This window comes from Salmonella sp. SAL04162, assembly GCF_046551535.1.
Taxonomy (GTDB): Bacteria; Pseudomonadota; Gammaproteobacteria; order Enterobacterales; family Enterobacteriaceae; genus Salmonella; species Salmonella enterica.
The window spans coordinates 407,846-432,271 of record NZ_JBGDVX010000001.1; the positions used below are offsets into that span (position 1 = coordinate 407,846).

Here is a 24,426-nt window from a genome sequence, read left to right on the forward strand (position 1 = left end):
CTTGGTGTTGCGTGAACATTGATCCGGTCGTTCTGAAACCTTAACGGTATAAAATGAACGTCCCCGGATGACGAAAAGGGTAGAACATTGTTATTGCTTTTAGCGGTCATCACTCCTGATGAGTAATTCTTTATCAAAACGCGATTCCTTGAGCGCTTCCTTGACACGCTTCAAGTTATCTCTGAATTTTGCCCCGCGACGCAAAGTAAATCCCGTTGCCAGCACATCTATCACGGTCAGCTGAGCAAGTCGAGAGACCATGGGCATATAAATGTCTGTATCTTCCGGTACGTCGAGGGTAATGGCCAGCGTGGCTTCGCGCGCCAGCGGCGTTCCAGCGGAGGTCAGGGCGATCACCATCGCATCGTTTTCCCGCGCTAACTGCGCCAGCTCCACCAGGCTCTTGGTTCTGCCAGTATGCGAAATGAGCACGACGACGTCATCATCGTTACAATTCATACAGCTCATCCGTTGCAGCACGATATCGTCGGAGTAAATCACCGGTACATTGAAGCGAAAAAACTTATTCATGGCGTCATGCGCGACTGCGGCGGAGGAACCAAGACCAAAAAAGGCGATTTTTTTTGCCTGGGTCAGTAAATCGACGGCGCGGTTGATGGCCGATTTATCCAGCGACTGACGAACATGGTCGAGACTGGCCATGGCGGACTCGAAGATTTTTCCTGTATAGGCCTCAACGCTGTCATCTTCATCCACATTGCGATTAACATAGGGGGTGCCATTTGCCAGACTTTGCGCCAGATGCAGTTTAAAATCAGGAAAGCCGCGGGTATTCATGCTGCGACAGAAACGGTTCACCGTTGGCTCGCTAACGTTAGCTTCCTGGGCCAGCATGGCAATGCTTAAGTGAATCGATCTGCCTGGGGCGGCCAGAATAACATCGGCGACTTTTCGTTCAGATTTGCTTAAATGTTCCAGTTGAGACTGGACTTTTTCCAGCATATTCATGATTAGCAAGGCTCATGGGTATTAGCGATTTCAATGATGCGCGAAACCGAGCGCGTTTTGTTAGATATTACTCCTGGCGGCTGTCAAAGGGGGCAAAATGGCTAAAAAAGGTGTCGTTTTTTTTCATTACATGACCGACGTCGGATTTTAAGTTCCAGCTTGTGTGGAAAAGCGACAATTTTATTAGGCGTTTTGCCGATTATATTGCCAATCAAACGCCGGTTCACCTATGAAAAGGCGTTTACGGTTTCCGTAATCTCGTAAAAGCAGTACAGTGCTGTGTAATAAAATTACAACGATATCCTGGCTAAAGTACCAGGAGATTAACTGAGGAGAATGACATGGCGGTAACGCAAACAGCCCAGGCATGTGACCTGGTCATTTTCGGCGCGAAAGGCGACCTGGCGCGCCGGAAACTGCTGCCTTCCCTGTATCAGCTTGAGAAAGCCGGCCAGATCCATCCGGATACCCGGATCATTGGGGTGGGGCGCGCGGACTGGGATAAAGAAGCTTATACCCACGTCGTGCGTGAGGCGCTGGAAACCTTCATGAAGGAAAAAATTGATGAAGGCTTGTGGGATACGCTGAGCGGCCGTCTGGATTTTTGTAATCTTGACGTGAACGATACGCCTGCGTTTAGTCGCCTGGGCGATATGCTGGATCAAAAAAACCGCACCACCATTAACTATTTTGCGATGCCGCCCAGCACGTTTGGCGCTATTTGCAAAGGGTTAGGGGAGGCTAAACTCAACGCCAAACCAGCGCGCGTCGTGATGGAGAAACCGTTGGGTACTTCGCTGGCGACCTCGCGTGAGATTAACGATCGGGTCGGCGAATACTTTGAAGAGTGCCAGGTGTATCGTATCGACCACTATCTGGGCAAAGAAACGGTTCTCAACCTGCTGGCGCTGCGTTTTGCCAACTCGTTATTCGTTAATAACTGGGATAACCGCACTATCGATCACGTTGAGATTACCGTAGCGGAAGAGGTGGGGATTGAAGGGCGCTGGGGATATTTTGACCAGGCCGGTCAGATGCGCGATATGATCCAGAACCACTTGCTGCAAATTCTCTGCATGATTGCCATGTCACCGCCGTCTGACCTGAGCGCCGACAGTATTCGCGATGAAAAAGTCAAAGTGTTGAAATCGCTGCGCCGGATTGATCGCTCCAACGTGCGTGAAAAAACGGTTCGTGGTCAATACACCGCGGGCTTTGCGCAGGGGCAAAAGGTGCCGGGCTATCTGGAAGAAGAGGGCGCGAATAAAAGCAGCAACACCGAAACTTTCGTCGCGATCCGCGTCGACATCGATAACTGGCGTTGGGCGGGCGTGCCATTCTATCTGCGCACCGGCAAGCGTCTGCCAACCAAGTGCTCTGAAGTCGTGGTTTATTTCAAGACGCCTGAACTGAACCTCTTTAAAGAGTCCTGGCAAGACCTGCCGCAGAACAAATTGACGATTCGCCTGCAGCCGGATGAAGGCGTAGATATTCAGGTGCTTAACAAAGTACCGGGGCTGGATCATAAGCATAATCTGCAGATCACGAAGCTTGATCTGAGCTACTCCGAGACCTTTAATCAGACGCACCTGGCGGATGCATATGAGCGCCTGCTGCTGGAAACGATGCGTGGCATTCAGGCGCTGTTTGTCCGCCGTGACGAAGTGGAAGAAGCCTGGAAGTGGGTGGACTCCATTACCGAAGCATGGGCGATGGACAACGACGCGCCGAAGCCGTATCAGGCGGGCACCTGGGGACCGGTAGCGTCCGTGGCGATGATTACCCGTGACGGTCGTTCGTGGAATGAGTTTGAGTAAATTTACCACTCACTCTTAGGTGGTATTTTACCGGTAACATGATCTAACACAGATTGTAGAATCATTTTTGCACTTTTAAGCCTCGTGTGGATTCACCTGCGAGGCTTTTTTTATTACACTGCCTGAAACGATTTTGCCCCATTATCACCGGACATCATGTATTTCACTGTCTTTCCACATTGATGAAACGCATGGTAAACCCGGTAGCCGGACAGATAAATTTCAGGAGCCTCTATGAATCCTAATTTGTTACGCGTAACACAGCGCATTGTCGAACGCTCGCAGCAGACCCGAAAAGCCTATCTTGCCCGCATTGAGCAGGCGAAAACCGCCACGGTCCACCGATCTCAACTGGCCTGCGGCAACCTGGCGCATGGCTTCGCCGCCTGTCAGCCAGAGGACAAAGCCTCGCTGAAAAGTATGTTGCGCAATAATATCGCCATCATCACCTCCTACAATGACATGCTCTCTGCGCATCAACCGTATGAACATTATCCGGAAATTATTCGTCAGGCCCTGCATTCCGTGAATGCGGTAGGTCAGGTCGCAGGCGGCGTACCGGCAATGTGCGATGGCGTTACGCAAGGGCAGGATGGCATGGAGTTGTCATTACTCAGCCGCGAAGTGATAGCGATGTCGGCAGCAGTAGGCCTCTCTCACAATATGTTTGACGGCGCGTTATTCCTCGGCGTATGCGACAAAATCGTTCCGGGGCTGGCGATGGCCGCGCTCTCTTTTGGTCATTTACCCGCGATTTTTGTTCCGTCAGGCCCGATGGCGAGCGGCCTGCCGAATAAAGAAAAAGTCCGTATTCGTCAGCTATATGCGGAAGGAAAAGTAGACAGAATGGCGCTGCTGGAGTCAGAAGCCGCCTCTTACCATGCGCCGGGCACCTGTACATTTTACGGCACCGCCAACACCAACCAGATGGTGGTGGAGTTTATGGGAATGCAGTTGCCGGGTTCCTCGTTTGTGCATCCGGATGCGCCGCTGCGCGAGGCATTGACTGCCGCTGCCGCACGTCAGGTAACACGTCTTACCGGCAACGGCAATACGTGGATGCCGCTCGGTAAAATGATCGACGAAAAAGTCGTGGTGAACGGCATTGTCGCGCTGCTGGCTACCGGCGGTTCCACCAACCACACCATGCATCTGGTTGCAATGGCGCGCGCGGCGGGCATTCTGATCAACTGGGATGACTTCTCGGATTTGTCGGAAGTGGTTCCGTTGATGGCGCGTCTGTACCCGAACGGTCCGGCGGACATTAACCACTTCCAGGCGGCGGGCGGCGTACCGGTATTGATGCGTGAGCTGCTCAATGCCGGATTGTTGCACGAAGACGTTAACACTGTCGCAGGCTTCGGCCTGAAACGCTATACGCTGGAGCCCTGGCTCAACAACGGCGAGCTGGACTGGCGTGAAGGCGCGGAAAGGTCACTGGATAACGATGTCATTGCCTCTTTTGATAAGCCGTTCTCTCCTCACGGCGGTACTAAGGTGCTAAGCGGTAATCTGGGGCGCGCAGTAATGAAGACGTCTGCGGTACCGGTTGAAAACCAGATCATTGAAGCGCCTGCCATGGTATTTGAAAGTCAGCATGATGTGCTGCCTGCGTTTGACGCGGGCCTGCTTGACCGGGATTGTGTCGTTGTCGTGCGTCATCAGGGACCAAAAGCGAATGGAATGCCAGAATTACATAAACTCATGCCGCCACTTGGTGTATTATTGGACCGCCGTTTCAAAATCGCGTTAGTTACTGATGGACGACTTTCAGGCGCTTCGGGTAAAGTGCCTTCAGCTATCCACGTAACGCCGGAAGCCTACGATGGCGGCTTACTGGCAAAAGTGCGCGATGGCGACATCATTCGCGTGAATGGGCAGACAGGTGAGTTAACTCTGCTGGTCGACGAGGCGGAACTTGCCGCTCGTCAGCCTCATATTCCGGACCTGAGCGCGTCGCGCGTCGGAACGGGGCGTGAGTTGTTTGGCGCGCTGCGCGAAAAGCTGTCGGGTGCGGAGCAGGGCGCAACCTGTATCACTTTTTAAGATGACACACTAGTAATCAGGCGAGAGAAGAATTCCGATGAAAAACTGGAAAACAAGTGCAGAAGCAATCCTGACCACCGGCCCGGTTGTCCCGGTCATTGTAGTCAATAAACTGGAGCACGCGGTGCCGATGGCTAAAGCGCTGGTGGCCGGGGGCGTTCGCGTTCTGGAAGTGACTTTACGTACGGCCTGCGCGATGGATGCTATTCGCGCTATCGCTAAAGACGTGCCGGAAGCGATTGTCGGCGCCGGAACCGTTCTCAATCCGCAGCAGTTGGCGGAGGTGACGGAAGCGGGCGCGCAGTTTGCGATTAGCCCGGGACTGACTGAGCCACTGCTGAAAGCCGCGACGGCAGGCACTATCCCATTGATTCCCGGTATTAGCACCGTTTCTGAGCTGATGTTGGGCATGGACTATGGTCTGAAAGAGTTCAAATTCTTCCCGGCGGAAGCGAATGGCGGCACTAAAGCGTTGCAGGCGATTGCCGGTCCGTTCTCTCAGGTGCGTTTCTGCCCAACTGGCGGCATCTCTCCGGCAAACTATCGTGACTATCTGGCGCTGAAAAGCGTATTGTGCATCGGCGGTTCCTGGCTGGTGCCGGCCGACGCGCTGGAAGCGGGTGATTACGATCGCATCACCAAACTGGCGCGCGAAGCGGTAGAAGGCGCGAAGCAGTAAGCCGTTAAATGCCCGATGGCGCTTGCTTATCGGGCTTACGAGTGGCGATCTGGCAGGCCTGATAAAAATGCGCTAACGTCGCCATCAGGCGATGGCGCATTAGCCTTTTACCGTCACGCGGCTGGCGGCCTTTTTCGCTCTTATCACCGCTTCTTCAACGTTTTCACCTGTCGCTAACGCTACACCAAGACGACGGGTGCCGTCGATCTCAGGCTTACCAAACAGCCGTACCTGCACTCCGGCCCCTACCGCCGCGTGAACATTATCAAACGTCACATTTTGACTGGTAAGCTGCGGCAGAATCACGGCCGAGGCAGCGGGACCATACTGGCGAATAGCGCCTACGGGCATTCCCAGAAAGGCGCGCACATGCAGCGCAAACTCAGAGAGATCCTGAGAAATCAACGTGACCATTCCGGTATCGTGCGGGCGAGGGGAGACTTCGCTGAAAATGACTTCATCGCCACAGACGAAGAGTTCAACGCCGAACAGGCCATGACCGCCTAACGCCAGTACCACATGACGGGCAATCTCTTGCGCCCGCTTCAGCGCCAGTTCGCTCATCTGCTGTGGCTGCCAGGATTCGCGATAGTCGCCATCTTGCTGACGATGACCGACCGGCGCGCAGAAATGCACGCCATCGACGGCGCTAACGGTGAGCAGCGTAATTTCAAAATCAAATTTAACCACGCCTTCCACAATCACGCGACCCGCGCCAGCGCGTCCGCCCTGTTGAGCATACTCCCATGCCTGCGCGAGCTGTTCGGCCGAGCGGATAAAGCTCTGGCCTTTGCCGGAAGAGCTCATGACCGGTTTGACGATGCAAGGAAAACCCACTGCGGCTACCGCATCATGAAAACTGGCCTCACTGTCGGCAAAGCGATACGTCGATGTCGGCAGACCTAATTCTTCTGCGGCCAGGCGACGGATCCCTTCGCGGTTCATCGTGAGCTGCGTTGCACGGGCGCAAGGCACGACATTCAGTCCTTCGCCCTCCAGCTCGCGCAGCGTATCCGTGGCGATCGCTTCTATTTCCGGCACGATATAATGCGGTTTTTCCTCTGTTATCACATGACGTAGCGCCTCGCTGTCCAGCATATTAATGACGTGTGAACGGTGAGCCACATGCATGGCAGGCGCATCAGGATAGCGATCGACGGCGATAACCTCGATCCCCAGGCGTTGGCATTCAATCGCCACCTCTTTTCCCAATTCACCTGCCCCTAATAACATCACCCGCGTTGCTGCCGGACGCAGCGCAGTGCCTAATAGCGTCATATTTCTGTCCCCTTATTTACCTGCGCGCAGTATATACGAAAACGTTTGCGTATGTCTTTTCGAATAGATTGCTTTTCTTGCTACCTTGCAATATACTGTATATAAAAACAGGTAAATAAGGGGCTGCAAAATGGCGGTTGAAGTTAAATACGTAGTCATTCGCGAGGGTGAGGAGAAGATGTCATTTACCAGTAAAAAGGAAGCCGACGCCTGGGACAAAATGCTCGATACTGCCGATCTTCTTGATACCTGGCTTGAGCAGTCGCCAGTCGTGCTGGAAGATGGACAGCGCGAGGCGTTGTCGCTGTGGCTGGCGGAACATAAAGAGGTGTTAAGCACTATCCTCAAAACCGGTAAGTTGCCTTCTCCGCAGGCGGTTGAAAAGGACGCCGCGAGTAAAACGAAAAAGCAAGCCGCCTGAACCCGTACTTGCGCTCCCGGCGTTTTGTACCATGCTTTTCCTGAATCATTGTGCTAAGGAGAAAAGTATGAATAAAAGAGGAGCGTTGTTGAGCCTGCTGTTGTTATCCGCCAGCGTATCGGCATTTGCGGCATCCACCGAGAGTAAATCGGTTAAGTTTCCGCAGTGCGAAGGGCTGGATGCCGCCGGGATTGCGGCAAGCGTGAAGCGCGACTACCAGCAAAATCGTATCGTGCGGTGGGCAGACGACCAAAAAAAGGTCGGGCAGGCTGACCCGGTCGCGTGGGTTAATGTGCAGGACGTTGTGGGTCAAAATGATAAATGGACAGTTCCGCTAACCGTTCGCGGTAAAAGCGCCGATATTCATTATCAGGTCATCGTTGATTGCAAAGCCGGCAAGGCGGAATATAAGCCCCGCTAGCAGCGTAATTTGCGCTTCTTTTGCTGGAACAGACAATTCCTGACATCCCCTCAGGTACGCTTGACCATTATTGGTCTGTATTTGAGGGGTACTATGGCTAACTGGTTGAACCAATTACAATCACTTCTTGGGCAAAAAGGCGCTTCCGCATCGCCTTCCGGTGAACAGGGGTTAAATAAACTGCTGGTTCCCGGCGCGCTGGGCGGTCTGGCTGGACTGTTGGTCGCCAATAAGTCTTCGCGCAAATTATTAACTAAATACGGTACTGGCGCTTTGCTGGTGGGCGGCGGCGCGGTAGCGGGTTCCGTATTGTGGAATAAGTACAAAGATAAAGTACGCGCTGCGCATCAGGGGGAGCCGCAATTCGGCAGCCAAAGTACGCCGCTGGATGTTCGCACTGAGCGACTGATCCTGGCACTGGTTTTTGCTGCAAAAAGCGACGGGCATATTGATGCCAAAGAACGCGCGGCGATTGAGCACCAACTGCGAGAATCAGGCGTGGAAGAGCAAGGGCGTGTGTTTATCGAGAAAGCTATTGAGCAGCCGCTTGATCCACAACGTCTGGCACAGGGTGTTCGCAATGAAGAAGAAGCCCTGGAAATCTACTTCCTGAGCTGCGCCGCCATTGATATTGACCACTTTATGGAACGTAGCTATCTGAATGCGTTAGGAGACGCGCTAAAAATTCCTCAGGAGGTTCGGGACGGTATCGAGCAGGACTTGCAGCAGCAAAAACAGGCGCTACCAGGCTGATAACCTGCCATTAAGTAACATGTTTCGCTTGCATCATGCGTGTCTTTTGCCACCCTTATAGGATGGATAGTTTACGTCATTCATGTTGCAGGATAGCGGCGAAGCAGTGACATCTCAGGCGCTTACCGAGGTGAGCGACCGGGACTACCATGCTACGCCGCTGTGTTTGCCGCGTGATATATAACAAATATTAACGCAAAAGAAAAAACGACATGTTGCCAAAAGCCAATCGAATTCCCTATGCCATGACCGTACATGGCGATACGCGCATTGATAATTATTACTGGCTGCGAGATGACACTCGCTCGCAGCCGGAAGTCCTTGATTACCTGCATCAGGAAAATGAGTATGGCCGGAAGGTCATGTCCTCTCAGCAGGCGTTACAGGACCGCATTCTAAAAGAAATTATCGATCGCATCCCGCCCAGAGAAGTTTCCGCTCCGTATGTGAAAAACGGCTATCGCTACCGTTATATCTATGAACCCGGCTGCGAATATGCCATCTATCAACGACAATCGGCGTTAAGCGAAGAGTGGGATGTGTGGGAAACCTTGCTCGATGCGAACCAGCGGGCCGCGCACAGCGAATTTTATACGCTCGGCGGACTTGCCATTACGCCGGATAATACCATCATGGCGCTGGCGGAAGATTATTTATCCCGTCGTCAGTATGGGTTGCGTTTTCGTAACCTCGAAAGCGGTAACTGGTATCCGGAACTGCTGGATAACGTTGCGCCTGAATTTGTCTGGGCCAATGATTCCCTGACCCTTTACTATGTGCGTAAGCATAAGAAGACGCTGCTGCCCTATCAGGTTTGGCGGCACACGATTGGCACTCCGTCATCGCAAGATGAACTGGTATATGAGGAGAAAGACGATACCTTTTATGTCAGCCTGCATAAAACCACTTCGCAGCATTATGTGGTGATTCATCTTGCCAGCGCCACCACTAGCGAAGTGCTGTTACTTGACGCGGAACTGGCCGATGCCGAGCCGTTTTCATTTTTACCGCGTCGCAAAGACCATGAATATAGTCTCGATCACTATCAACATAAGTTTTACCTGCGTTCTAACCGGAACGGTAAAAACTTTGGGTTGTACCGTACCCGCGTGCGCAATGAAAACGCCTGGGAAGAGCTGATCCCTCCGCGCGAGCATATTATGCTGGAAGGGTTTACCCTGTTTACCGACTGGTTAGTGGTCGAAGAGCGTCAACGGGGGCTTACCAGCCTGCGGCAAATTAACCGTAAAACCCGTGAAGTGATAGGCATTGCCTTTGACGATCCGGCTTACGTGACGTGGCTTGCCTATAATCCCGAACCTGAGACCTCCCGGCTGCGTTACGGCTATTCTTCAATGACGACGCCAGATACCTTGTTTGAACTGGATATGGATACCGGAGAACGACGGGTACTTAAACAGACGGAAGTGCCTGGGTTTGATTCTGGCTGTTATCAGAGCGAACACCTGTGGATCACCGCACGCGACGGCGTCGAAGTGCCGGTATCGCTGGTTTATCATCAGAAGTATTTTCGTAAAGGGCAAAATCCGCTTCTGGTTTACGGCTACGGATCTTACGGTTCCAGTATTGACGCCGACTTCAGCAGCAGCCGACTGAGCTTGCTGGATCGTGGCTTTGTTTACGCAATCGTACACGTTCGCGGCGGCGGTGAGCTGGGGCAGCAGTGGTATGAAGATGGCAAATTCCTCAAAAAGCGGAATACTTTTAATGACTATCTTGATGCCTGCGATGCCTTATTAAAACTGGGTTACGGTTCACCGTCGCTGTGTTATGGGATGGGCGGGAGCGCGGGCGGAATGTTAATGGGCGTCGCTATCAACGAACGCCCCGAGCTTTTCCACGGCGTTATTGCCCAGGTACCCTTTGTTGATGTATTAACCACGATGCTGGATGAGTCGATCCCACTAACGACAGGAGAGTTTGAAGAGTGGGGGAACCCGCAGGATATTGAGTATTATGACTATATGAAAAGCTATAGTCCTTATGACAATGTCAAAGCGCAGGACTATCCGCACCTGCTGGTGACGACAGGATTGCACGATTCCCAGGTGCAATACTGGGAACCGGCGAAGTGGGTGGCAAAATTACGCGAGCTAAAAACGGACCAACGTCTGCTGCTGTTATGTACGGATATGGACTCCGGGCACGGTGGTAAGTCGGGGCGGTTTAAATCCTACGAAGGCGTCGCGCTGGAGTTCGCCTTTTTAATCGGCCTGGCGCAGGGAACCTTACATAGCGCATAGACGCGCGCGCCCGCAACGGCTTGTGAGCGTCTCGGGTTATTGTGGTGTTCCATTGCTGCGTTGCTCGTCAGCCTGAACATCTTCCAGGTAGTGTTTAAGCGTCAGGCGAAGTTCCGGGCTCATATTATCAAGGTTATTAAAAAGCCAGCGTAAATAGCCCGGATCGCGTTTTGCGACTTCAGATACCGCCTTACCGCGGTATTTACCGAACGGGAAAGTGGTTAACAGCGCAGGACGGCCCGTGATATTGACCATTTCTTCCGCGGTCCAGCCGGTGGTTCGCATAATATCAATCAGCAAGGCGGCGGTGATATAGCAATCATAAAGCGCCCGGTGATGATGCAGCCCCGGCGGCGTTTGTACGCTTAGTTTGCGCGATTTATAGAGCGCCATATTGCTGTATTTTATTCCCGGCCACAGGCGTCGCGACAACTTCATGGTACAGATCCACTCACCCGGCAATTCAGGTAATACGCGTCTGTCGAAACTGGCATTGTGAGCGACATACCACTCACTACCGTAATAAAGCGGTATGACATCTTCAATCCACGGCTTATCGGCGACCATGGCTTCGGTAATACGGTGTATCGCCATCGCCTGCGGCGTAATAGGGCGATCGGGGCGTATCAGGTGACTCATGGGATTGACAATGTTGCCATCAATGACATCAACAGAGGCTATCTCTACGATCCCGCCCTGCAGCCCGCAGGTTTCCGTGTCTATAATCCGCAACATGATTCATTCCTCACCGAAAGACCTTAGCGTAATGGAATGATATCGCCTTGCCAACCCTCGGTTGTGCGCAGACCCGTCAGTAATAGCGAACCGCAATCGGCACGAACAATAAGTTGCCCGCTTTCATCCCACAGCGCGCTACTGCCACAGGCATTGGCCATCAGTACGGCCAGCGCATATTTATGCGAAAAACGTTGTAAGCGTGAGGTAGAGGCATGGAGTTCAGGCTCGTTAAGACATTGACTGGTTGTGAATAACGTAAATGAGGGATCTATATCACCACCTTCTGGCTGCTCATCCACCACGTTGATAGCGCTTCGCTGCCTGGCAATACAGGCGCCATGACTTTTGTGAAACATGAGCGGCGACGTTAGCCATGGGGCAAAAATAGCGATGCCTTTTACGAAGCGGCAGTTATGCTCAACAGGCATACCCACAATGATAGTCATATGGTGAGTATCGGCCGCATGAGTGAGCGGCTGTAAAAGCGCCTCGTCAGGCGGGGCGGGCAACGATTTATTTCTTTCGTCGCAGCCTAATAGCGACAGTGACGGAAAGACCAGCAGTTCGCACTGTTGACGAGCCGCAAGCTCAATATATTCCAGATGATGGGCAACATGCTCCGCCGGCGAGGCGTTCAGGGGCGCATACTGCGCAGCAGCAATTTTCCAGGAGGACATAATGACTTCCTTTTCATAGTCTCTACAGCCATTCTAAAAAGCATAGGTTAAGAATCGCCTTATAATGTAGTCGTCTGCATGTAAGGAAGTGTAACGTTATATAATTTTTATTTAACTTTGGGTTCGTAAGGGAGTCGGGATAGTGATACGGAAGCCAGACGATGGGCAATCAGCCGCTCGCGAAACCAGGCGCGTAGATGCTCTGGCTGCTCACGTTCGACCACCTCCGCGACAACTGGCATATTGTAGCGCTCTTTAAATGCCACCCCGGCTGCCGCCAGGTCCACATTGACTTTATCCATTTCCGCTTGTTCAAGCTGAGCCAGATTCGTTTTCATACGCGTCTCCTTTTTTGTTGCCGCCAGAAGGTACTAAGAGTCCGCGGTAATGGCAAGATGGAAATGATGATCCTCGACTCATTGATTGTTGAAGGTTATTCTTTGTAACGTAGGTATAACAAAAAGGAATAGTGAATATGGTTTCTTCTGCACCATCGCGACGTTTAGCTTTACTGCTGTTGGCATCGACATTTGCGACGCCAGCGGCCTGGGCACATGCGCACCTGACGCATCAGTATCCAGCGGCGAATGCTGCCGTTACGGCCTCGCCACAGGCGCTGACCCTGAATTTTTCTGAAGGGATTGAGTCAGGATTCAGCGGCGCAACCATTACTGGCCCTCAGCAAGAGTCCATCAAAACGCGCCCGGCAAAGCGAAATGAACAGGATAAAACGCAGTTGATCATCCCGCTTGAGCAGCCGTTAAAATCTGGCGCTTACACGGTAGACTGGCACGTTGTATCGGTGGATGGGCATAAAACAAAAGGGAAATACACCTTCAGCGTGAAATAAATGATGCTGACATTCGTCTGGATAACTCTCCGATTTATTCATTTTGCTAGTTTGATGCTGGTCTACGGCTGCGCGCTTTACGGCGCCTGGCTGGCACCCGCACCAATTCGTCGTTTAATGACGCGTCGATTTTTACATCTGCAACGACATGCTGCCGCCTGGAGCGTTATCAGCGCGGCTTTCATGCTGGCGATTCAGGGCGGACTGATGGGCGGCGGCTGGCCCGATGTTTTTTCCGTCTCGGTGTGGGGCGCGGTACTGCAAACCCGCTTTGGCGCGGTCTGGATATGGCAAATTATCCTCGCGCTGGTCACGCTGGCGGTGGTAGTCATTGCGCCGGTAAAAATGCAACGACGGCTTCTTATTCTAACCGTTGCTCAGTTTATCCTGCTGGCAGGCGTTGGACATGCGACGATGCGCGACGGTGTAGCGGGAACATTACAGCAGATTAACCATGCTCTGCATTTACTCTGTGCCGCAGCCTGGTTTGGTGGGCTGTTGCCAGTGGTTTATTGTATGCGCATGGCTCAGGGACGCTGGCGTCAACATGCTATTAGCGCCATGATGCGTTTTTCTCGTTATGGTCACTTTTTTGTGGCGGGCGTATTGTTCACAGGCATTGGCAACACGCTATTTATCACGGGATTTACCGCTATCTGGCAGACCACCTATGGACAGTTGCTTTTGTTAAAATGTGCGCTGGTGGTGCTTATGGTAGCAATTGCGCTGACGAATCGGTATGTTCTCGTACCACGTATGCGACAGGAAAATCCCCGGACTGACCTATGGTTTGTCAGGATGACGCAAATTGAATGGGGCGTTGGAGGCATAGTTCTGGCGATCGTCAGCCTGTTTGCAACCCTCGAACCTTTCTGATGGACTGGCATAACGAATGAAAAAAATACTCCTTCCGGCGCTTCTGCTGGCCACTTCGGGCGTAGCGTTGGCGGCGCCGCAGGTGATTACCGTAAGTCGTTTTGAAGTAGGAAAAGACAAGTGGGCGTTTAATCGGGAAGAGGTCATGTTGACCTGTCGGCCTGGCCAGGCGCTCTATGTGATCAACCCCAGTACGCTGGTGCAGTATCCCTTGAATGCCATTGCCGAACAGCAAGTAGCGGAGGGTAAAACGCGCGCTCAGCCTATCGCCGTCATTCAAATCGATAACCCGGCGAAGCCCGGTGAGAAAATGAGTCTGGCGCCGTTTATCGAACGTGCGCAAAAGCTTTGTGATCCATCCAATAGCTGACTGATTTTTAATAAAAAACCGTAAACCTTTACGAAAAGGCTTACGGTTTTTTTATCTCTGATGACAGACAAAACGCCAGGTTTTTTCAATCACCTTCGTCACAAACTGGAAAACCTGGCGTCGTCATCTATTCTTAAAGGGCAAGGCGATTTAGCCTGCATTAATGCCAACTTTTAGCGCACGGCTCTCTCCCAAGAGCCATTTCCCTGGACCGAATACAGGAATCGTATTCGGTCTCTTTTTATTTCGATTATAAATCAATGGGTTATGTGTTTCCCCTCGAAATTCCTCGAAATTTCCTCGAATTTCTGTATTCCGGTCTTTTTGGTTATATCACATCCAAATCCAGTTTAACATTTCTTTTACAACAAAATCAGAGCATCACGTAAGCTTTATTATCGCGTTCATCGAGATAGAGTTTCGTGGTGTTCTCTGAGGTGTGGCCCAGTAGTTTTTGAGCGAATTCCTCGCCGCGTTCGTCTTTGTACAGCCGACCAGCCAAGCTACGGATCTCGTGAAATGTCGGTGGGTTATCACTAAATTTAACGCCTGAAATTATTCTGGCTTTTACAAATTTCTTTGTCAGCCCATCCGGGTGAATATTCCCGGTCGGGCTATTTTTCCTGATTCCTGCACTGATCATGAAATCAGTTCTGCTTACCAGCCGGCAGCGATCGATTACCGTTCCCAGACGTAACCCCGTTGCCTGAAGTGTCAGGGAGAGGGGAATGGCTATTTTCATTCCGGTTTTAATCTGAGTTACGTATAAGCGGTTGTCAAAAACATCACTAAATTTCATATTTACGATATCCTCCCTACGTTGACCAGTAACGAGCGCTAAATCCATCGCGAGAGGGAACCATGCAGGCATATGCTCTGCTGCCGCCCGTGTGGCGTTACACGCTTCCAGTTGCAAGCGTTCCCTGGCAACCTTAATCTCTGGTATCCGGGTTGCTTCCACCGGGTTTTTCACAATATGCCCTTCGACAATAGCTTCTCTGAACATGTCAGATAGAACTGATCTCATTGCTCCCGCCATAGTGTTTTTTCCCTCGGTTATCCACGACTCAAGAAACTTGGCAATGTGCCGGGTTGTTACTTCTGCCAGTATTATTTCCCCCATTTTTTCGCGTACGGTCACTAATTGATTACCGCGAATCTTGTAGGTATTAACCGACAGACTCCGGCGCTGTAATAAAACCTCATAGCGATCAATCCATGCGGACACAGTGAATGAGTCCGTTCCTTTTAGCTTTTCAATAAGCGCCACTGGCGTGTGGTTTTGCGCTATGAAGTTGTTTGCCTCTATGGTCTGTGTGATAGCGTCCCTGCGGGCGATCTGACCGAGCGGAAATTCCTTGTCAGTTACCGGGTTACGCCAGAAAAAAGATTTACTGGCCTTACGGTAGGTGAGGTTCCTCGGGAGGTTAGCATCGTACTTTTTTCGACTCACTGATCAACTTCTCCAGCAATGCACTCGGTTAACGCCATCACACTCTGGTACATAAGTTCGATTTTCCGGCCTTCTTCTGCCGTAAGCACGGTTATTCCTGTCCGTGCGCACTCTTCCAGAAAGGTTTTCTCTTCTTCTTTTCCTGCACTGGTACGGCGGTTAAACTCCGGTGCGATGATGAAGCGTTTACTGAATTCCTCTGGTTCCAGTACCCGGCAGTGAAAAGCCGTTCCTGTATCGAGAGATTTTGTTTTCTCCGTGTCCACGGGGGCATTTTTGCGCCAAAGATAAATTGCAGGTGTATCTGCGATATCATCAAGCTGTGATTTACTGACCCCCGGGCCAGCGTGATACGCCTCGTTAGGGATGTCATAGTAAATGCCTGGCTGTATATCATCAGGGACAGTGAAATTTCCGTTTTCTACGGGATCTGCCGCTTCGCCAGCTTCATCACCGCCAGTACCTGATCCACCGTCCGTTGTAATTTCCTGCCCTGTATCGCCAGCCGTTTCCTGCTGGTTGCTCTCTTTCGGCGTTTCTCCATCTCTTTCTGTTCTGGCTTCCGTTTTTTCGGTCTGGTTTGAGGGGGGCGGAAATAGCGCTGATACATCGAAAGTCCCGTCCGCGTTTCTGGTGACAGCCTCCGGATCTGCTGCTAGTTGTTTTTCCTCCGGCACCACTTCTTCTTTTTCACCCTGATTTGAGGCGCTGTAATTGTTAGGAACCCACTTCGGATCGTTCGGGTCGCTGATGTCTTCGGCATATTCACCGCGCACGGCTGCTAGTTGTTTACCAACATCAACCGGGTTTTTGGGTGGAATGTTTTTACGTGCTTCGTGCAGTTCTGCCCGTATTTTCTGGTAGCCTGCTTCTGTCTGGCTTACAGGTGGCTCATTCTCCAGCGGCTGTGGATCCGGATGATGTTCAGTTGTGTCCTGTTCCACTGCTTCAGGCGTTGCTGGTTCATCTGCCAGTTCGCCTGTCGGTTGCGGTTTTTCTTCATCACACTGAAATCTCCCTGCCTCAATATCCCGCAGACATTTGCCCGCCTGACGAAGCCTTGCTGCATTTTCTTCATGGGTTGTTGGGGTGTTATCAGGCACATATTCGTACCAGTCCGGATCGCGAACGCCATGAACGGCAACAAAGCTTTCGCACCACGTCCGGCGAAGATCAGGATTACTGGGCTGGAGAATTACACCAGATGTGGCGTTGCCCTGAAACTGGATCTGGTGGCGAATCCGGGACAGCTTGAGCTGGAACGTCATGCCGCCCGATCCGCAGCGTGGTTTTTTGTGACTAAAGGGTGTCTGAAATATTCCGGCGACCTGGTACGTGTTACGCAGATCATCAACGGAGGGCAGAACGGCATCGGTGATCAGCGGGAGCGCTTTGAGAAAGCAAAATCGGTGCTGGTATGAATCTGTTATCTGCTCTTCTGAAAAGATACTGGTTGCAGCTGGTGTTTATTTTGCTGATGGCTGGTGCGTTTATCGTCGGTAATGTCTGGAGTGACAGGGGCTGGCAAAAAAAATGGGCAGATCGCGACAGCGCTGAATCCTCTCAGGAAGTCAACGCCCAGACCGCCGCCCGTATTATTGAACAGGGCCGCGTTATTGCCCGTGATGAGGCTGTGAAAGATGCACAAGCGCAAGCCGCTAAATCTGCTGCCACTGCTGCTGGCCTGTCTGCCACTGTTAGCCAGCTGCGTACCGAAGCAAAAAAACTTGCCACCCGCCTGGACGCCGCAAAGCACACCGCAAATCTTGCCGCTGCCGTCAGAAGCAAAACAACCAACGCCGACGCCAGAATGCTTGCCAACATGCTCGGAGATATTGCAGAAGAAGCTAAACATTATGCTGGAATCGCTGACGAGCGCTACCGGGCAGGAATGACGTGTGAACGAGTATATGATTCGGTGAGAGAGTCAAATAATTACAGGAGGCATTGAAACTCCCCCTGTAATATTGCTGTAAAAAAGTGACTACATATCATCAGATGGAACCAGATGAATAAGAACAGGTTTTTCACCAGATGAAACTGATAAGTACTCACTCAGTTTTGATATGGCTGAAATCTGTCTGAATAACCTGTCGGGGTGCTGGAATAACAACTTTCCGGAAATTCTTCTGCAATGGATTTTACTTTTAGTGACCATTCGCCTCTTTATCTGTAGAGGTGGGTAACGAATTTAAAAAGCATTCTGCTTACTTAGGGGGAACATCCTGATGACTGCCTGCAATATTGCAAATTCCATTTTCATTGTATGAACCACCTGAATCAAGGCACTCATCTTCCATCAGGAATTTCTGCGACCACATACCTGCATAAAAAACGATAATAATGGCTACGATAATAGTGATGATGTTTTTCATTTATGTTCTCTGTGTGTTGTTATTGAAAATGATAATCAATATCGCAAAATGAAATAAATAATCATTAAGTGGTAGTTGTTGATAATTGTTCGCATTTTAAAAAGGTACTCCCGGCGGGGCGGTCTGCCACGGGGCGGCAGCGGCGCGGGATTTGGCGCATTTTTGATTTTTCATGCATCATCATGTTGTAACTCTCTGTTTTAATGTCATTTTTTAAAAGGTGATGGTTTGTATGTTTTTTGTTCATCATATTTTGTTTTTCCGGGGGAGGGCGCGCTAAGAAACAGCCCCAGAGGTAAAAATGGACGGCGAACTGAAGAACCTCAAATGCAATATCAGTCAGCTTGCCGCTATTACAGGGTTACATCGACAGACGGTTGTCAGTCGTCTCTCGGGCGTTCCCCTGGCACCGGGAAGCAATGAAAAAAATAAGCTGTATCTCCTGACGGATGTGATCCGCGTACTGATGGAAACGCCCGTTTCCCAGCCTGCTGAACATCAGGACCCGAATAAAATGACTGCAAAAGAGCGTAAGGGCTGGTTTGACTCCGAAAAGGGGCGTCTCTGGCTGGAAAAAGAGATGAAGCAGGTCGTCCCGTTGCCGGAAGTCCGTCAACAAATGGCGGCGATAGTCAAGGCCATTACGCAGGTACTTGAAGTCTGGCCGGATAAACTGGAAAAGGATAAGGGATGGTCTGCGGATCAGCTAAACGAGGCCCAGGATGTGATGGATGAGGTCAGAATACTGTTAGTTAAGGCAATACAGGAGACCGCAGACGATGACGGGGAATAAATATGGCTCTGCAGCGGCAGTACGCCGGGAGGTTGCTGAATATCTCAGGCCTCCACGCAGAATGCCGGTAGCGGAAGGAATAAAACAATTTATGTTTGTTCCCCGCGGTGCCAATACGGCGGTTCCTTGGGATGACACGTTAGCGTCTCAGTCCTTCCCGAAATGACAACAACGTCCACGATAAAATGTTTCGTGATGGTTCATTCCTGAAAATTGGCTGGCCGTCCATAATCGTTTTTTCTTCGTCGGATTACAAGCGGGTGGCGCTGACCGACTATGACCGTTTCCCTGAAGATATCGATGGCGAGGGAGATGGTTTTTCCCTGGCATCCAAACGTACCACCACCTTTATGTCTGCGGGGATGACACTGGCAGAGAGTTCGCCTGGTCGGGAAATCACCGATGTGAAATGGCGGCGTTCTTCGCCGCACGAAGCCCCGCCCACGACAGGCATTCTTTCTCTTTATAACCGGGGCGATCGCCGTCGGTGGTACTGGCCCTGTCCACACTGCGGCGACTGGTTCCAGCCCGCGATGGAAAACATGGTGGGGTATGGGTGAGGTACAGACCAAAGCCTCGCTGGACAGTCCGGCACTGACCGGCACGCCAACGGCACCAACGCCGGAAACCACAGCTGCAGGTATTGAAATTGCCACGGCAGCGTTTGTGGCTGCGAAAGTGGCGTAGTTGGTTGGTTCTGCGCCGGAAGCGCTGGACACCCTGCAGGAACTGGCTGACGCGTTGGGAAACGATCCGAACTTTGCCACCACGGTACTGAATAAACTGGCGGGCAAGCAGCCGCTGGACGAAACCCTGACGGCGCTGTCAGGAAAAAGCGCTGATGGTCTTATCGAATATGTTGGTTTACGGGAAACGATAAATCACGCCGCCGATGCGTTACAAAAATCACAGAATGGTGGCGATATTCCGGAAAAGCCGCTGTTTGTACAAAATATCGGAGCGCTCCCTGCATCAGGTACGGCTGTTGCAGCGAACAGACTGGCATCACGCGGCGCGCTTCCGGCACTGACTGGTACGACAAGAGGCAGCGATAGCGGCCTGATAATGGGCGAGGTTTACAATAACGGTTATCCAACGCAATACGGGAATATTTTGCGTCTGACCGGAACCGGTGATGGGGAAATTCTCATTGGCTGGAGCGGGACAAACGGTGCGCCAGCGCCCGCATATATTCGCAGCCATCGAGATACCGCCGAGGCTGAGTGGTCCGAATGGGCAATGCTCTATACCACACTAAACCCACCTCCGGATTCGCATCCAGTAGGGGCGCCGATAGCATGGCCGTCTGATGCTACTCCGGCAGGTTACGCTCTGATGCAGGGGCAATCGTTTGATAAATCTGCTTACCCGTTACTGGCTATAGCGTATCCGTCCGGCATTATCCCTGACATGTGAGGCTGGACAATCAAAGGTAAACCCGCCAGTGGGCGAGCTGTACTTTCTCAGGAGATGGACGGCAACAAATCGCACTCGTACACCGCGCGGGCGCAGGATATCGACTTAGGGACAAAAACTACCTCATCCTTTGATTACGGCACGAAATCGACCAATACCACGGGCAATCATACTAACCAGTTCGGCGGTTATATCAACTCACACTGGGGAGATTCCAATCACACTTCATTTCAGCTAGGAGGTGGTGCGTGGACACAGGCCGCTGGCGACCATGCGCATACAGTTTATATCGGAGGACACGAGCACACCATGTATATCGGTCCACACGGACACGTCGTTATTGTGGACGCAGACGGTAATGCGGAAACCTTTGGTCTTATGGACGGCGGTGTGGATGCTGCTATTACGGCATATTTCGGGTCGCAATTACAGGAACGGGTACAGCAAAATATCATCCGTGAATACCTGGGGGAACAGCCCGTCGGCACCGCCTTTGTTATTGAAACGGGTAACAGTAAACATCCGTGGCTGGTTCACGCCCCGACGATGCGCGTTCCGCTGATTATTGACGGCACCGACGCGGTTTATAATGCAACACGGGCTGCGTTACTGGCAATTTTTCAGCACAATAAAAGCGCCGGAGAAGACCGGAAAATTACATCTGTTGCATTACCTGCAATGGGGGCCGGATGTGGTCAGGTCCCCCCGGACAGCGTCGCCCGGCAAATTGTACTGATATAGCCCCTCCTGATATTCCCTCCAGTCATATTGCTGTTTTTGACGCTGAAACCCAAACGTGGAGTCTGCAGGAGGATCACCGCGGCGAGACGGTTTACGACACAACAACCGGCAATCAGGTTTATATCTCCGATCTTGGTCCGCTACCTGAAAACGTCACATCAGTTTCACCAGGTGGTGGATACAAAAAATGGGATAGTAAGGCTCAGGTCTGGATGAATGATGAAGCTGCGGAGGCCGCAGCCAGACTTCGTGAAGCTGAAGGAACGAAAAACAGACTCCTGCAAATAGCGTCTGAAAAAATCGCGCCGTTACAGGATGCAGTGGATCTGGACGAAGCAACCAATAAAGAAAAAGCTTCTCTTCTGGCATGGAGAAAGTACCGGGTACAGGTAAACCGTGTTGATACTTTAAAGCCTGTCTGGCCGGAGAAACCAGCCAGTAGTTTATAATTTGTCAGGAAAGCTCAGGCCTTATTTATAGCAAATATGAAGAAGGCCTGTCTGTCATAACTGATATGGTTACTGGCTAGTATATTAAATTTATACTCAATAACCTCTACACATTTTAAACCAATCTTCAGGGAAGGGTATGTCAGTAGGCCAAAGATTACACCACTTTTTAGGTATTGGCTTAATTGTTTCTTCTTTTTTATGATCTTGAGAGTCTGCCGCTATTGTAAGAGCAGGATATAGTGAAGATGGTAATATTAAAACCATTGCTAAAAATACGCTCTTAACGTGTTTCATAATATGTTACCTGTTAAATTGTGGCACACTATCCTTACGGTTACAGCATCCTTTACTATAGATATTAAACGTTATTCATTACCATCAGGTGAGTAAATAAAAACCATTTATAAAATATTTAACTTAAATAAAAATGATAAGCACTATTATATTTTATTTTCAATGTAAATTAATTCATGTGAAAGTGATTTCATGTGCTTTTCAAATCATGGCTGGCTCGCCCCCCCGGAGGAACAGGCCAGTTAACATTATCAGGAGTGTTTGTTATATCAATCAACTTCACTTCATTCTTGTAAGCCAGCCACACTAACAGTTTTGATCCTGTCCGCGTATTGTGGACACAGCCTTAAGCGAGGTTCTGGTTTTCAAATTGTTCCGGACTGAGATCGCCGCAGACCCTGACGGCGCAGGCTGGACGCTATCGTTTTTACATTGTACCTCAGGCCCCAGGTTCACTTCCTCAGCAAGCCGGGGCGCACCGTAGCGCTGTTTTGCCTGGCTGAAGGCCTCTCTTACGACATTGTCGCAGTCCTGCCGGAACTGCTGGTGGGTATTAACGACTGTGCGCCTTGTTTGCCAATGCTGATTCCGAACTCATTCTGACGCCGATCATCATTGCCGTGTTGCTCGCGCCTGGTTTCAGCAAAAGCACCACGCTGGCTATACTGCATTTCTTTTTCCGCAGGGAGAAGTGAGTAAATGAGTATGGAAATGGAGCTTTCCCTATAATGGCGGCTGAAGCTAATCATGTGTCATGTATTGCAAATGTCAAAGTGATAAATAAAGTTTCAACAGTCTGTGTTTTTTGTGAAAACGACTCGCTATGGTGCTAACCCTATATGAGGGACTGATTGAACATCAGATATATCCCGGCTTATTTAATACTGCTTACTATGAGGGTAATAATATGTTTTCTCTTATTAAATCACGTAAAGTTTTATTCATAACAACTCTTCTGCTGTTGTCGTCTGCTGCCCAGCCAGCGTTCGCCCTGGGGTGCATAGGGGACGGTGGTAGCACTGCAGACTGTGCAAAGGTTTGTTCCCTGGCGGCAGGTGTAGGCCCCCTTGGTTTTCTCATTTGCTTTTAATGTCTGAGAAGTGGTTATCCTGAGCCTTTCCTGTTCATGTAGTGAAGGCCCATTCAGAACATCATATTTAAACTATCGTAATGGAACAAAGAGTTACTTTAAAGAGCTCTTTGTTCCTTTAACCTTGATGAAGATGGTCAACGTCTGGTTTTACAATTCCGATACAGGCAGGATAGCTGCTATGTTTGTTATCCATCTGGAAGGTTATCTGGCTGATAGCATCAAGCGCCAGTTGTGGCCATTGCTTCAGTACCCAGTGTGCCACTACAGTGCCACTACATTGGTGGCCGTAGGCCAAAACTGACGCCGGAGCAATGGGCGCAGGCAGGGTGCCTTATTAGGGCAGGAGTACCGCGACAGCAGGTAGCGATTATTTATGATGCGGGGCTGTCGACGCTGTACAGAAAATTCCCTGTGTTAGGGTAATGCAGTATTTCCACGGTGCGTGCCACCCAAATATGTGCTGTGGATGCTTTATAGGGTGTGCCATTTTTGTGTCAAACATGGTGAAGCATCATTCTATTTCTAACATCATGTGCCATTGAGTTGAGCAATGGGAATGCGGAAATGTGTATTTGAAACAGTTAGTTAAATGTGATTCTACTAATTCGTAATGCGAAGGTTGTAAGTTTGATTCCTGTTATTGCAACATTTCAATGTTACTGTAACTTCCGTGTTAGCCCATAACCATTCCAATTTCTACAAGACAGGTGCTTGCTATATATTTACCAATCAGTCATTTTAAAAGTGCGTCATAACCGGAGAACTGTCCTCGTCAGGAGGCCTGTTTTCAGAAAGGCAATATCCTGTTTCGACAGTAGCTTATATGTGACCGGGTTAGCAGCACATTCCCCTCCGCCACATTCCAGTACAGTTGAAATAAGGTTGGCAGTAATCAGTAACAGAAATACCCAACCGACAATACTGAACAGGTCCGGATTAATATTCAATGAACGAAATGCAACATTCATGCTACTGATTGCCAGAACTACCGCAACAGCAATAATAATGAGAATTGACGTAATCAGAGTCCAGGTATAAAAGTGTAATCCAAAAAATGCAGAACCATATCCTGTGTCACCGGGCATGATATGCAAACATATTTGCCGGGATGCCATAACTCCGGTCAGGATACTGCCAATAATTACCATCCCGTAATGTATACCTCGTAGACCAAAGCAGAGGTTAAATAAAAAGCCAAAACCGGCGATGATGAGGCCAGCCCGCTGTAATAAGCAAATTGGACAAGGCAGCTCATGCCTAACGAGTTGATAATAAAAGGCTACAACCAGAGCAACGCATATCCCAAGGAGTCCCATCTGATTAATCAGATGAACAAATGTTGTTGGATGATGATGCGTTTTCATACACACTCCTTAAAATGACAAAGTCAGCGAATTGGTCATATGATGGATGAATGATAAAATAGTGACGATGAGTAAAACGGCCCACAGAATGTAGCTGACTTTATCCTTTCTGTTTATGGCTCCCATTGCCACACTCAGTGCAAGCAAGAATGGCAGAAACATGAACATAAAAAACTCCTTTATTACATTGCTTGTTAATATAATCGCTGTGTATTACCGGGTCTGTATTCCAGCTTATCCACCCCGCATTAGCTGGAGCTCAGTAAGGCATCAGGAATTATTTGCG

At 50.4% G+C, this 24,426-nt stretch carries 25 protein-coding genes and 8 pseudogenes; 19 read left to right on the forward strand and 14 right to left on the reverse strand.

The genetic code is table 11. From position 1 onward, the window contains the following. Nucleotides 1-99 precede the first annotated feature (99 nt). On the reverse strand, nucleotides 100-969 hold the full coding sequence (locus tag ACLJRH_RS02200; protein ID WP_001056718.1) for a MurR/RpiR family transcriptional regulator: 870 nt from the start codon (nucleotides 967-969) through the stop codon (nucleotides 100-102). 341 nt (nucleotides 970-1,310) lie between these two features. Between ACLJRH_RS02200 and zwf the strand changes: the two genes are divergently transcribed. The 3 genes from zwf (at nucleotide 1,311) to kdgA (ending at nucleotide 5,511) form a co-directional block, all read left to right on the forward strand. Next, nucleotides 1,311-2,786, forward strand: a complete 1,476-nt coding sequence (gene zwf / locus ACLJRH_RS02205; RefSeq protein WP_000301711.1) for a glucose-6-phosphate dehydrogenase — start codon at nucleotides 1,311-1,313, stop codon at nucleotides 2,784-2,786. A 234-nt stretch (nucleotides 2,787-3,020) separates the two neighbouring features. Next, nucleotides 3,021-4,832 (forward strand): phosphogluconate dehydratase, encoded by a 1,812-nt coding sequence (gene edd / locus ACLJRH_RS02210; RefSeq protein ID WP_001069118.1) that lies wholly within the window; start codon nucleotides 3,021-3,023, stop codon nucleotides 4,830-4,832. 37 nt (nucleotides 4,833-4,869) lie between these two features. After that, on the forward strand, nucleotides 4,870-5,511 hold the full coding sequence (gene kdgA / locus ACLJRH_RS02215) for a bifunctional 4-hydroxy-2-oxoglutarate aldolase/2-dehydro-3-deoxy-phosphogluconate aldolase (protein ID WP_000800494.1): 642 nt from the start codon (nucleotides 4,870-4,872) through the stop codon (nucleotides 5,509-5,511). Between the two features lie 99 nt (nucleotides 5,512-5,610). Here the strand turns inward: kdgA and purT are convergent, their stop codons facing one another. Next, nucleotides 5,611-6,789 (reverse strand): formate-dependent phosphoribosylglycinamide formyltransferase, encoded by a 1,179-nt coding sequence (purT, locus tag ACLJRH_RS02220; RefSeq protein ID WP_000173436.1) that lies wholly within the window; start codon nucleotides 6,787-6,789, stop codon nucleotides 5,611-5,613. Between the two features lie 130 nt (nucleotides 6,790-6,919). On the opposite strand from purT, the gene yebG reads away from it, so the two are divergent. The 4 genes from yebG to ptrB all read left to right on the forward strand — a co-directional run bounded on the left by yebG (nucleotide 6,920) and on the right by ptrB (nucleotide 10,648). After that, a complete protein-coding gene (gene yebG / locus ACLJRH_RS02225; protein WP_000257723.1) occupies nucleotides 6,920-7,210 on the forward strand; it encodes a DNA damage-inducible protein YebG in 291 nt (96 codons plus the stop codon). Nucleotides 7,211-7,277: 67 nt separating this feature from the next. Continuing rightward, complete coding sequence (yebF, locus tag ACLJRH_RS02230) at nucleotides 7,278-7,631, forward strand: protein YebF (protein WP_001042123.1); 354 nt, start codon at nucleotides 7,278-7,280, stop codon at nucleotides 7,629-7,631. Nucleotides 7,632-7,724: 93 nt separating this feature from the next. Beyond that, nucleotides 7,725-8,384: a tellurite resistance TerB family protein gene (locus ACLJRH_RS02235; RefSeq protein ID WP_000024707.1), complete on the forward strand. Its 660-nt coding sequence runs from the start codon at nucleotides 7,725-7,727 to the stop codon at nucleotides 8,382-8,384. A 212-nt stretch (nucleotides 8,385-8,596) separates the two neighbouring features. After that, entirely contained in the window at nucleotides 8,597-10,648 is a 2,052-nt protein-coding gene (gene ptrB / locus ACLJRH_RS02240; RefSeq protein ID WP_000936990.1) for an oligopeptidase B, read from the forward strand. Between the two features lie 36 nt (nucleotides 10,649-10,684). Here the strand turns inward: ptrB and exoX are convergent, their stop codons facing one another. The 3 genes from exoX to ACLJRH_RS02255 form a co-directional block, all read right to left on the reverse strand. Beyond that, a complete protein-coding gene (gene exoX, locus ACLJRH_RS02245; protein WP_000944280.1) occupies nucleotides 10,685-11,383 on the reverse strand; it encodes an exodeoxyribonuclease X in 699 nt (232 codons plus the stop codon). A gap of 23 nt (nucleotides 11,384-11,406) precedes the next feature. Beyond that, nucleotides 11,407-12,063, reverse strand: a complete 657-nt coding sequence (locus tag ACLJRH_RS02250) for a carbon-nitrogen hydrolase family protein (protein ID WP_000100257.1) — start codon at nucleotides 12,061-12,063, stop codon at nucleotides 11,407-11,409. 107 nt (nucleotides 12,064-12,170) lie between these two features. Next, nucleotides 12,171-12,401 carry a DNA polymerase III subunit theta gene (locus ACLJRH_RS02255; protein ID WP_000856225.1) on the reverse strand — a complete coding sequence of 77 codons (231 nt, stop codon included), beginning with the start codon at nucleotides 12,399-12,401 and terminating at the stop codon, nucleotides 12,171-12,173. A 137-nt stretch (nucleotides 12,402-12,538) separates the two neighbouring features. Between ACLJRH_RS02255 and yobA the strand changes: the two genes are divergently transcribed. Genes yobA through ACLJRH_RS02270 form a run of 3 tightly spaced genes read left to right on the forward strand, consistent with a single transcriptional unit; the run spans nucleotide 12,539 to nucleotide 14,159 of the window. Then, complete coding sequence (gene yobA / locus ACLJRH_RS02260) at nucleotides 12,539-12,913, forward strand: CopC domain-containing protein YobA (protein ID WP_001633679.1); 375 nt, start codon at nucleotides 12,539-12,541, stop codon at nucleotides 12,911-12,913. Next, complete coding sequence (gene copD, locus ACLJRH_RS02265; RefSeq protein ID WP_001633680.1) at nucleotides 12,914-13,789, forward strand: copper homeostasis membrane protein CopD; 876 nt, start codon at nucleotides 12,914-12,916, stop codon at nucleotides 13,787-13,789. A gap of 16 nt (nucleotides 13,790-13,805) precedes the next feature. After that, entirely contained in the window at nucleotides 13,806-14,159 is a 354-nt protein-coding gene (locus ACLJRH_RS02270; RefSeq protein ID WP_000722368.1) for a YebY family protein, read from the forward strand. Nucleotides 14,160-14,532: 373 nt separating this feature from the next. Here the strand turns inward: ACLJRH_RS02270 and ACLJRH_RS02275 are convergent, their stop codons facing one another. Both ACLJRH_RS02275 and ACLJRH_RS02280 read right to left on the reverse strand, forming a co-directional pair. Continuing rightward, the gene (locus tag ACLJRH_RS02275) at nucleotides 14,533-15,612 is read right to left on the reverse strand and encodes a tyrosine-type recombinase/integrase (protein WP_023137474.1); all 1,080 of its coding nucleotides are present in this window, start codon (nucleotides 15,610-15,612) and stop codon (nucleotides 14,533-14,535) included. A 29-nt stretch (nucleotides 15,613-15,641) separates the two neighbouring features. Then, nucleotides 15,642-16,793, reverse strand: a pseudogene (locus tag ACLJRH_RS02280) (exonuclease VIII); the annotation flags it as partial. Here ACLJRH_RS02280 and ACLJRH_RS02285 point away from each other — a divergent pair. Together ACLJRH_RS02285 and ACLJRH_RS02290 are read left to right on the forward strand one after the other, a co-directional pair. Next, nucleotides 16,785-17,033 (forward strand): annotated as a pseudogene (locus ACLJRH_RS02285) (glycoside hydrolase family 19 protein); the annotation flags it as partial. The pseudogenes ACLJRH_RS02280 and ACLJRH_RS02285 overlap by 9 nt on opposite strands. Continuing rightward, nucleotides 17,030-17,563, forward strand: a complete 534-nt coding sequence (locus tag ACLJRH_RS02290) for a DUF2514 domain-containing protein (protein WP_001633683.1) — start codon at nucleotides 17,030-17,032, stop codon at nucleotides 17,561-17,563. The pseudogene ACLJRH_RS02285 and the gene ACLJRH_RS02290, both read left to right, overlap by 4 nt. Before the next feature lie 256 nt (nucleotides 17,564-17,819). Here the strand turns inward: ACLJRH_RS02290 and ACLJRH_RS02295 are convergent, their stop codons facing one another. Further along, nucleotides 17,820-17,987 (reverse strand): lytic enzyme, encoded by a 168-nt coding sequence (locus tag ACLJRH_RS02295; RefSeq protein ID WP_000789530.1) that lies wholly within the window; start codon nucleotides 17,985-17,987, stop codon nucleotides 17,820-17,822. Nucleotides 17,988-18,051: 64 nt separating this feature from the next. Beyond that, nucleotides 18,052-18,234 carry a hypothetical protein gene (locus ACLJRH_RS02300; protein WP_024134652.1) on the reverse strand — a complete coding sequence of 61 codons (183 nt, stop codon included), beginning with the start codon at nucleotides 18,232-18,234 and terminating at the stop codon, nucleotides 18,052-18,054. 54 nt (nucleotides 18,235-18,288) lie between these two features. Between ACLJRH_RS02300 and ACLJRH_RS02305 the strand changes: the two genes are divergently transcribed. The 5 genes and pseudogenes from ACLJRH_RS02305 to ACLJRH_RS02325 form a co-directional block, all read left to right on the forward strand. Continuing rightward, nucleotides 18,289-18,780, forward strand: coding sequence for a DUF1441 family protein (locus ACLJRH_RS02305; RefSeq protein ID WP_000348550.1), 492 nt, complete (start codon nucleotides 18,289-18,291; stop codon nucleotides 18,778-18,780). Further along, a pseudogene (locus ACLJRH_RS02310) lies at nucleotides 18,767-19,334 on the forward strand (phage terminase large subunit family protein); the annotation flags it as partial. The gene ACLJRH_RS02305 and the pseudogene ACLJRH_RS02310, both read left to right, overlap by 14 nt. After that, nucleotides 19,333-20,565 (forward strand): annotated as a pseudogene (locus ACLJRH_RS02315) (tail fiber protein); the annotation flags it as partial. The pseudogenes ACLJRH_RS02310 and ACLJRH_RS02315, both read left to right, overlap by 2 nt. Then, nucleotides 20,557-20,931, forward strand: a pseudogene (locus tag ACLJRH_RS02320) (macro domain-containing protein); the annotation flags it as partial. The pseudogenes ACLJRH_RS02315 and ACLJRH_RS02320, both read left to right, overlap by 9 nt. Further along, nucleotides 20,898-21,386, forward strand: a pseudogene (locus ACLJRH_RS02325) (tail fiber assembly protein); the annotation flags it as partial. The pseudogenes ACLJRH_RS02320 and ACLJRH_RS02325, both read left to right, overlap by 34 nt. Nucleotides 21,387-21,482: 96 nt before the next feature. Here the strand turns inward: ACLJRH_RS02325 and ACLJRH_RS02330 are convergent. Both ACLJRH_RS02330 and ACLJRH_RS02335 read right to left on the reverse strand, forming a co-directional pair. Then, nucleotides 21,483-21,683: a PagK family vesicle-borne virulence factor gene (locus ACLJRH_RS02330; protein WP_031604486.1), complete on the reverse strand. Its 201-nt coding sequence runs from the start codon at nucleotides 21,681-21,683 to the stop codon at nucleotides 21,483-21,485. Between the two features lie 377 nt (nucleotides 21,684-22,060). Further along, nucleotides 22,061-22,262 (reverse strand): annotated as a pseudogene (locus ACLJRH_RS02335) (IS3 family transposase); the annotation flags it as partial. Here ACLJRH_RS02335 and ACLJRH_RS02340 point away from each other — a divergent pair. Continuing rightward, nucleotides 22,253-22,378, forward strand: coding sequence for a hypothetical protein (locus ACLJRH_RS02340; RefSeq protein ID WP_000457876.1), 126 nt, complete (start codon nucleotides 22,253-22,255; stop codon nucleotides 22,376-22,378). The pseudogene ACLJRH_RS02335 and the gene ACLJRH_RS02340 overlap by 10 nt on opposite strands. A 513-nt stretch (nucleotides 22,379-22,891) precedes the next feature. Here ACLJRH_RS02340 and ACLJRH_RS02345 read toward each other — a convergent pair. After that, a complete protein-coding gene (locus ACLJRH_RS02345) occupies nucleotides 22,892-23,038 on the reverse strand; it encodes a hypothetical protein (RefSeq protein WP_001537204.1) in 147 nt (48 codons plus the stop codon). 14 nt (nucleotides 23,039-23,052) lie between these two features. On the opposite strand from ACLJRH_RS02345, the pseudogene ACLJRH_RS02350 reads away from it, so the two are divergent. Continuing rightward, a pseudogene (locus ACLJRH_RS02350) lies at nucleotides 23,053-23,199 on the forward strand (helix-turn-helix domain-containing protein); the annotation flags it as partial. 326 nt (nucleotides 23,200-23,525) lie between these two features. Here the strand turns inward: ACLJRH_RS02350 and ACLJRH_RS02355 are convergent. Together ACLJRH_RS02355 and ACLJRH_RS02360 are read right to left on the reverse strand one after the other, a co-directional pair. After that, on the reverse strand, nucleotides 23,526-24,140 hold the full coding sequence (locus ACLJRH_RS02355; RefSeq protein WP_000848066.1) for a disulfide bond formation protein B: 615 nt from the start codon (nucleotides 24,138-24,140) through the stop codon (nucleotides 23,526-23,528). Nucleotides 24,141-24,149: 9 nt separating this feature from the next. After that, nucleotides 24,150-24,308, reverse strand: a complete 159-nt coding sequence (locus ACLJRH_RS02360; protein ID WP_000480735.1) for a DUF5993 family protein — start codon at nucleotides 24,306-24,308, stop codon at nucleotides 24,150-24,152. Nucleotides 24,309-24,426 lie beyond the last annotated feature (118 nt).

Coding starts and splice junctions, on each gene's coding strand:
- ACLJRH_RS02200 (WP_001056718.1), bottom strand. CDS start 969: ATGAATATGCTGGAAAAAGTCCAGTCTCAACTGGAACATTTAAGCAAA.
- zwf (WP_000301711.1), top strand. CDS start 1,311: ATGGCGGTAACGCAAACAGCCCAGGCATGTGACCTGGTCATTTTCGGC.
- edd (WP_001069118.1), top strand. CDS start 3,021: ATGAATCCTAATTTGTTACGCGTAACACAGCGCATTGTCGAACGCTCG.
- kdgA (WP_000800494.1), top strand. CDS start 4,870: ATGAAAAACTGGAAAACAAGTGCAGAAGCAATCCTGACCACCGGCCCG.
- purT (WP_000173436.1), bottom strand. CDS start 6,789: ATGACGCTATTAGGCACTGCGCTGCGTCCGGCAGCAACGCGGGTGATG.
- yebG (WP_000257723.1), top strand. CDS start 6,920: ATGGCGGTTGAAGTTAAATACGTAGTCATTCGCGAGGGTGAGGAGAAG.
- yebF (WP_001042123.1), top strand. CDS start 7,278: ATGAATAAAAGAGGAGCGTTGTTGAGCCTGCTGTTGTTATCCGCCAGC.
- ACLJRH_RS02235 (WP_000024707.1), top strand. CDS start 7,725: ATGGCTAACTGGTTGAACCAATTACAATCACTTCTTGGGCAAAAAGGC.
- ptrB (WP_000936990.1), top strand. CDS start 8,597: ATGTTGCCAAAAGCCAATCGAATTCCCTATGCCATGACCGTACATGGC.
- exoX (WP_000944280.1), bottom strand. CDS start 11,383: ATGTTGCGGATTATAGACACGGAAACCTGCGGGCTGCAGGGCGGGATC.
- ACLJRH_RS02250 (WP_000100257.1), bottom strand. CDS start 12,063: ATGTCCTCCTGGAAAATTGCTGCTGCGCAGTATGCGCCCCTGAACGCC.
- ACLJRH_RS02255 (WP_000856225.1), bottom strand. CDS start 12,401: ATGAAAACGAATCTGGCTCAGCTTGAACAAGCGGAAATGGATAAAGTC.
- yobA (WP_001633679.1), top strand. CDS start 12,539: ATGGTTTCTTCTGCACCATCGCGACGTTTAGCTTTACTGCTGTTGGCA.
- copD (WP_001633680.1), top strand. CDS start 12,914: ATGATGCTGACATTCGTCTGGATAACTCTCCGATTTATTCATTTTGCT.
- ACLJRH_RS02270 (WP_000722368.1), top strand. CDS start 13,806: ATGAAAAAAATACTCCTTCCGGCGCTTCTGCTGGCCACTTCGGGCGTA.
- ACLJRH_RS02290 (WP_001633683.1), top strand. CDS start 17,030: ATGAATCTGTTATCTGCTCTTCTGAAAAGATACTGGTTGCAGCTGGTG.
- ACLJRH_RS02295 (WP_000789530.1), bottom strand. CDS start 17,987: ATGAAAAACATCATCACTATTATCGTAGCCATTATTATCGTTTTTTAT.
- ACLJRH_RS02300 (WP_024134652.1), bottom strand. CDS start 18,234: ATGAACAAAAAACATACAAACCATCACCTTTTAAAAAATGACATTAAA.
- ACLJRH_RS02305 (WP_000348550.1), top strand. CDS start 18,289: ATGGACGGCGAACTGAAGAACCTCAAATGCAATATCAGTCAGCTTGCC.
- ACLJRH_RS02330 (WP_031604486.1), bottom strand. CDS start 21,683: ATGAAACACGTTAAGAGCGTATTTTTAGCAATGGTTTTAATATTACCA.
- ACLJRH_RS02355 (WP_000848066.1), bottom strand. CDS start 24,140: ATGAAAACGCATCATCATCCAACAACATTTGTTCATCTGATTAATCAG.
- ACLJRH_RS02360 (WP_000480735.1), bottom strand. CDS start 24,308: ATGTTCATGTTTCTGCCATTCTTGCTTGCACTGAGTGTGGCAATGGGA.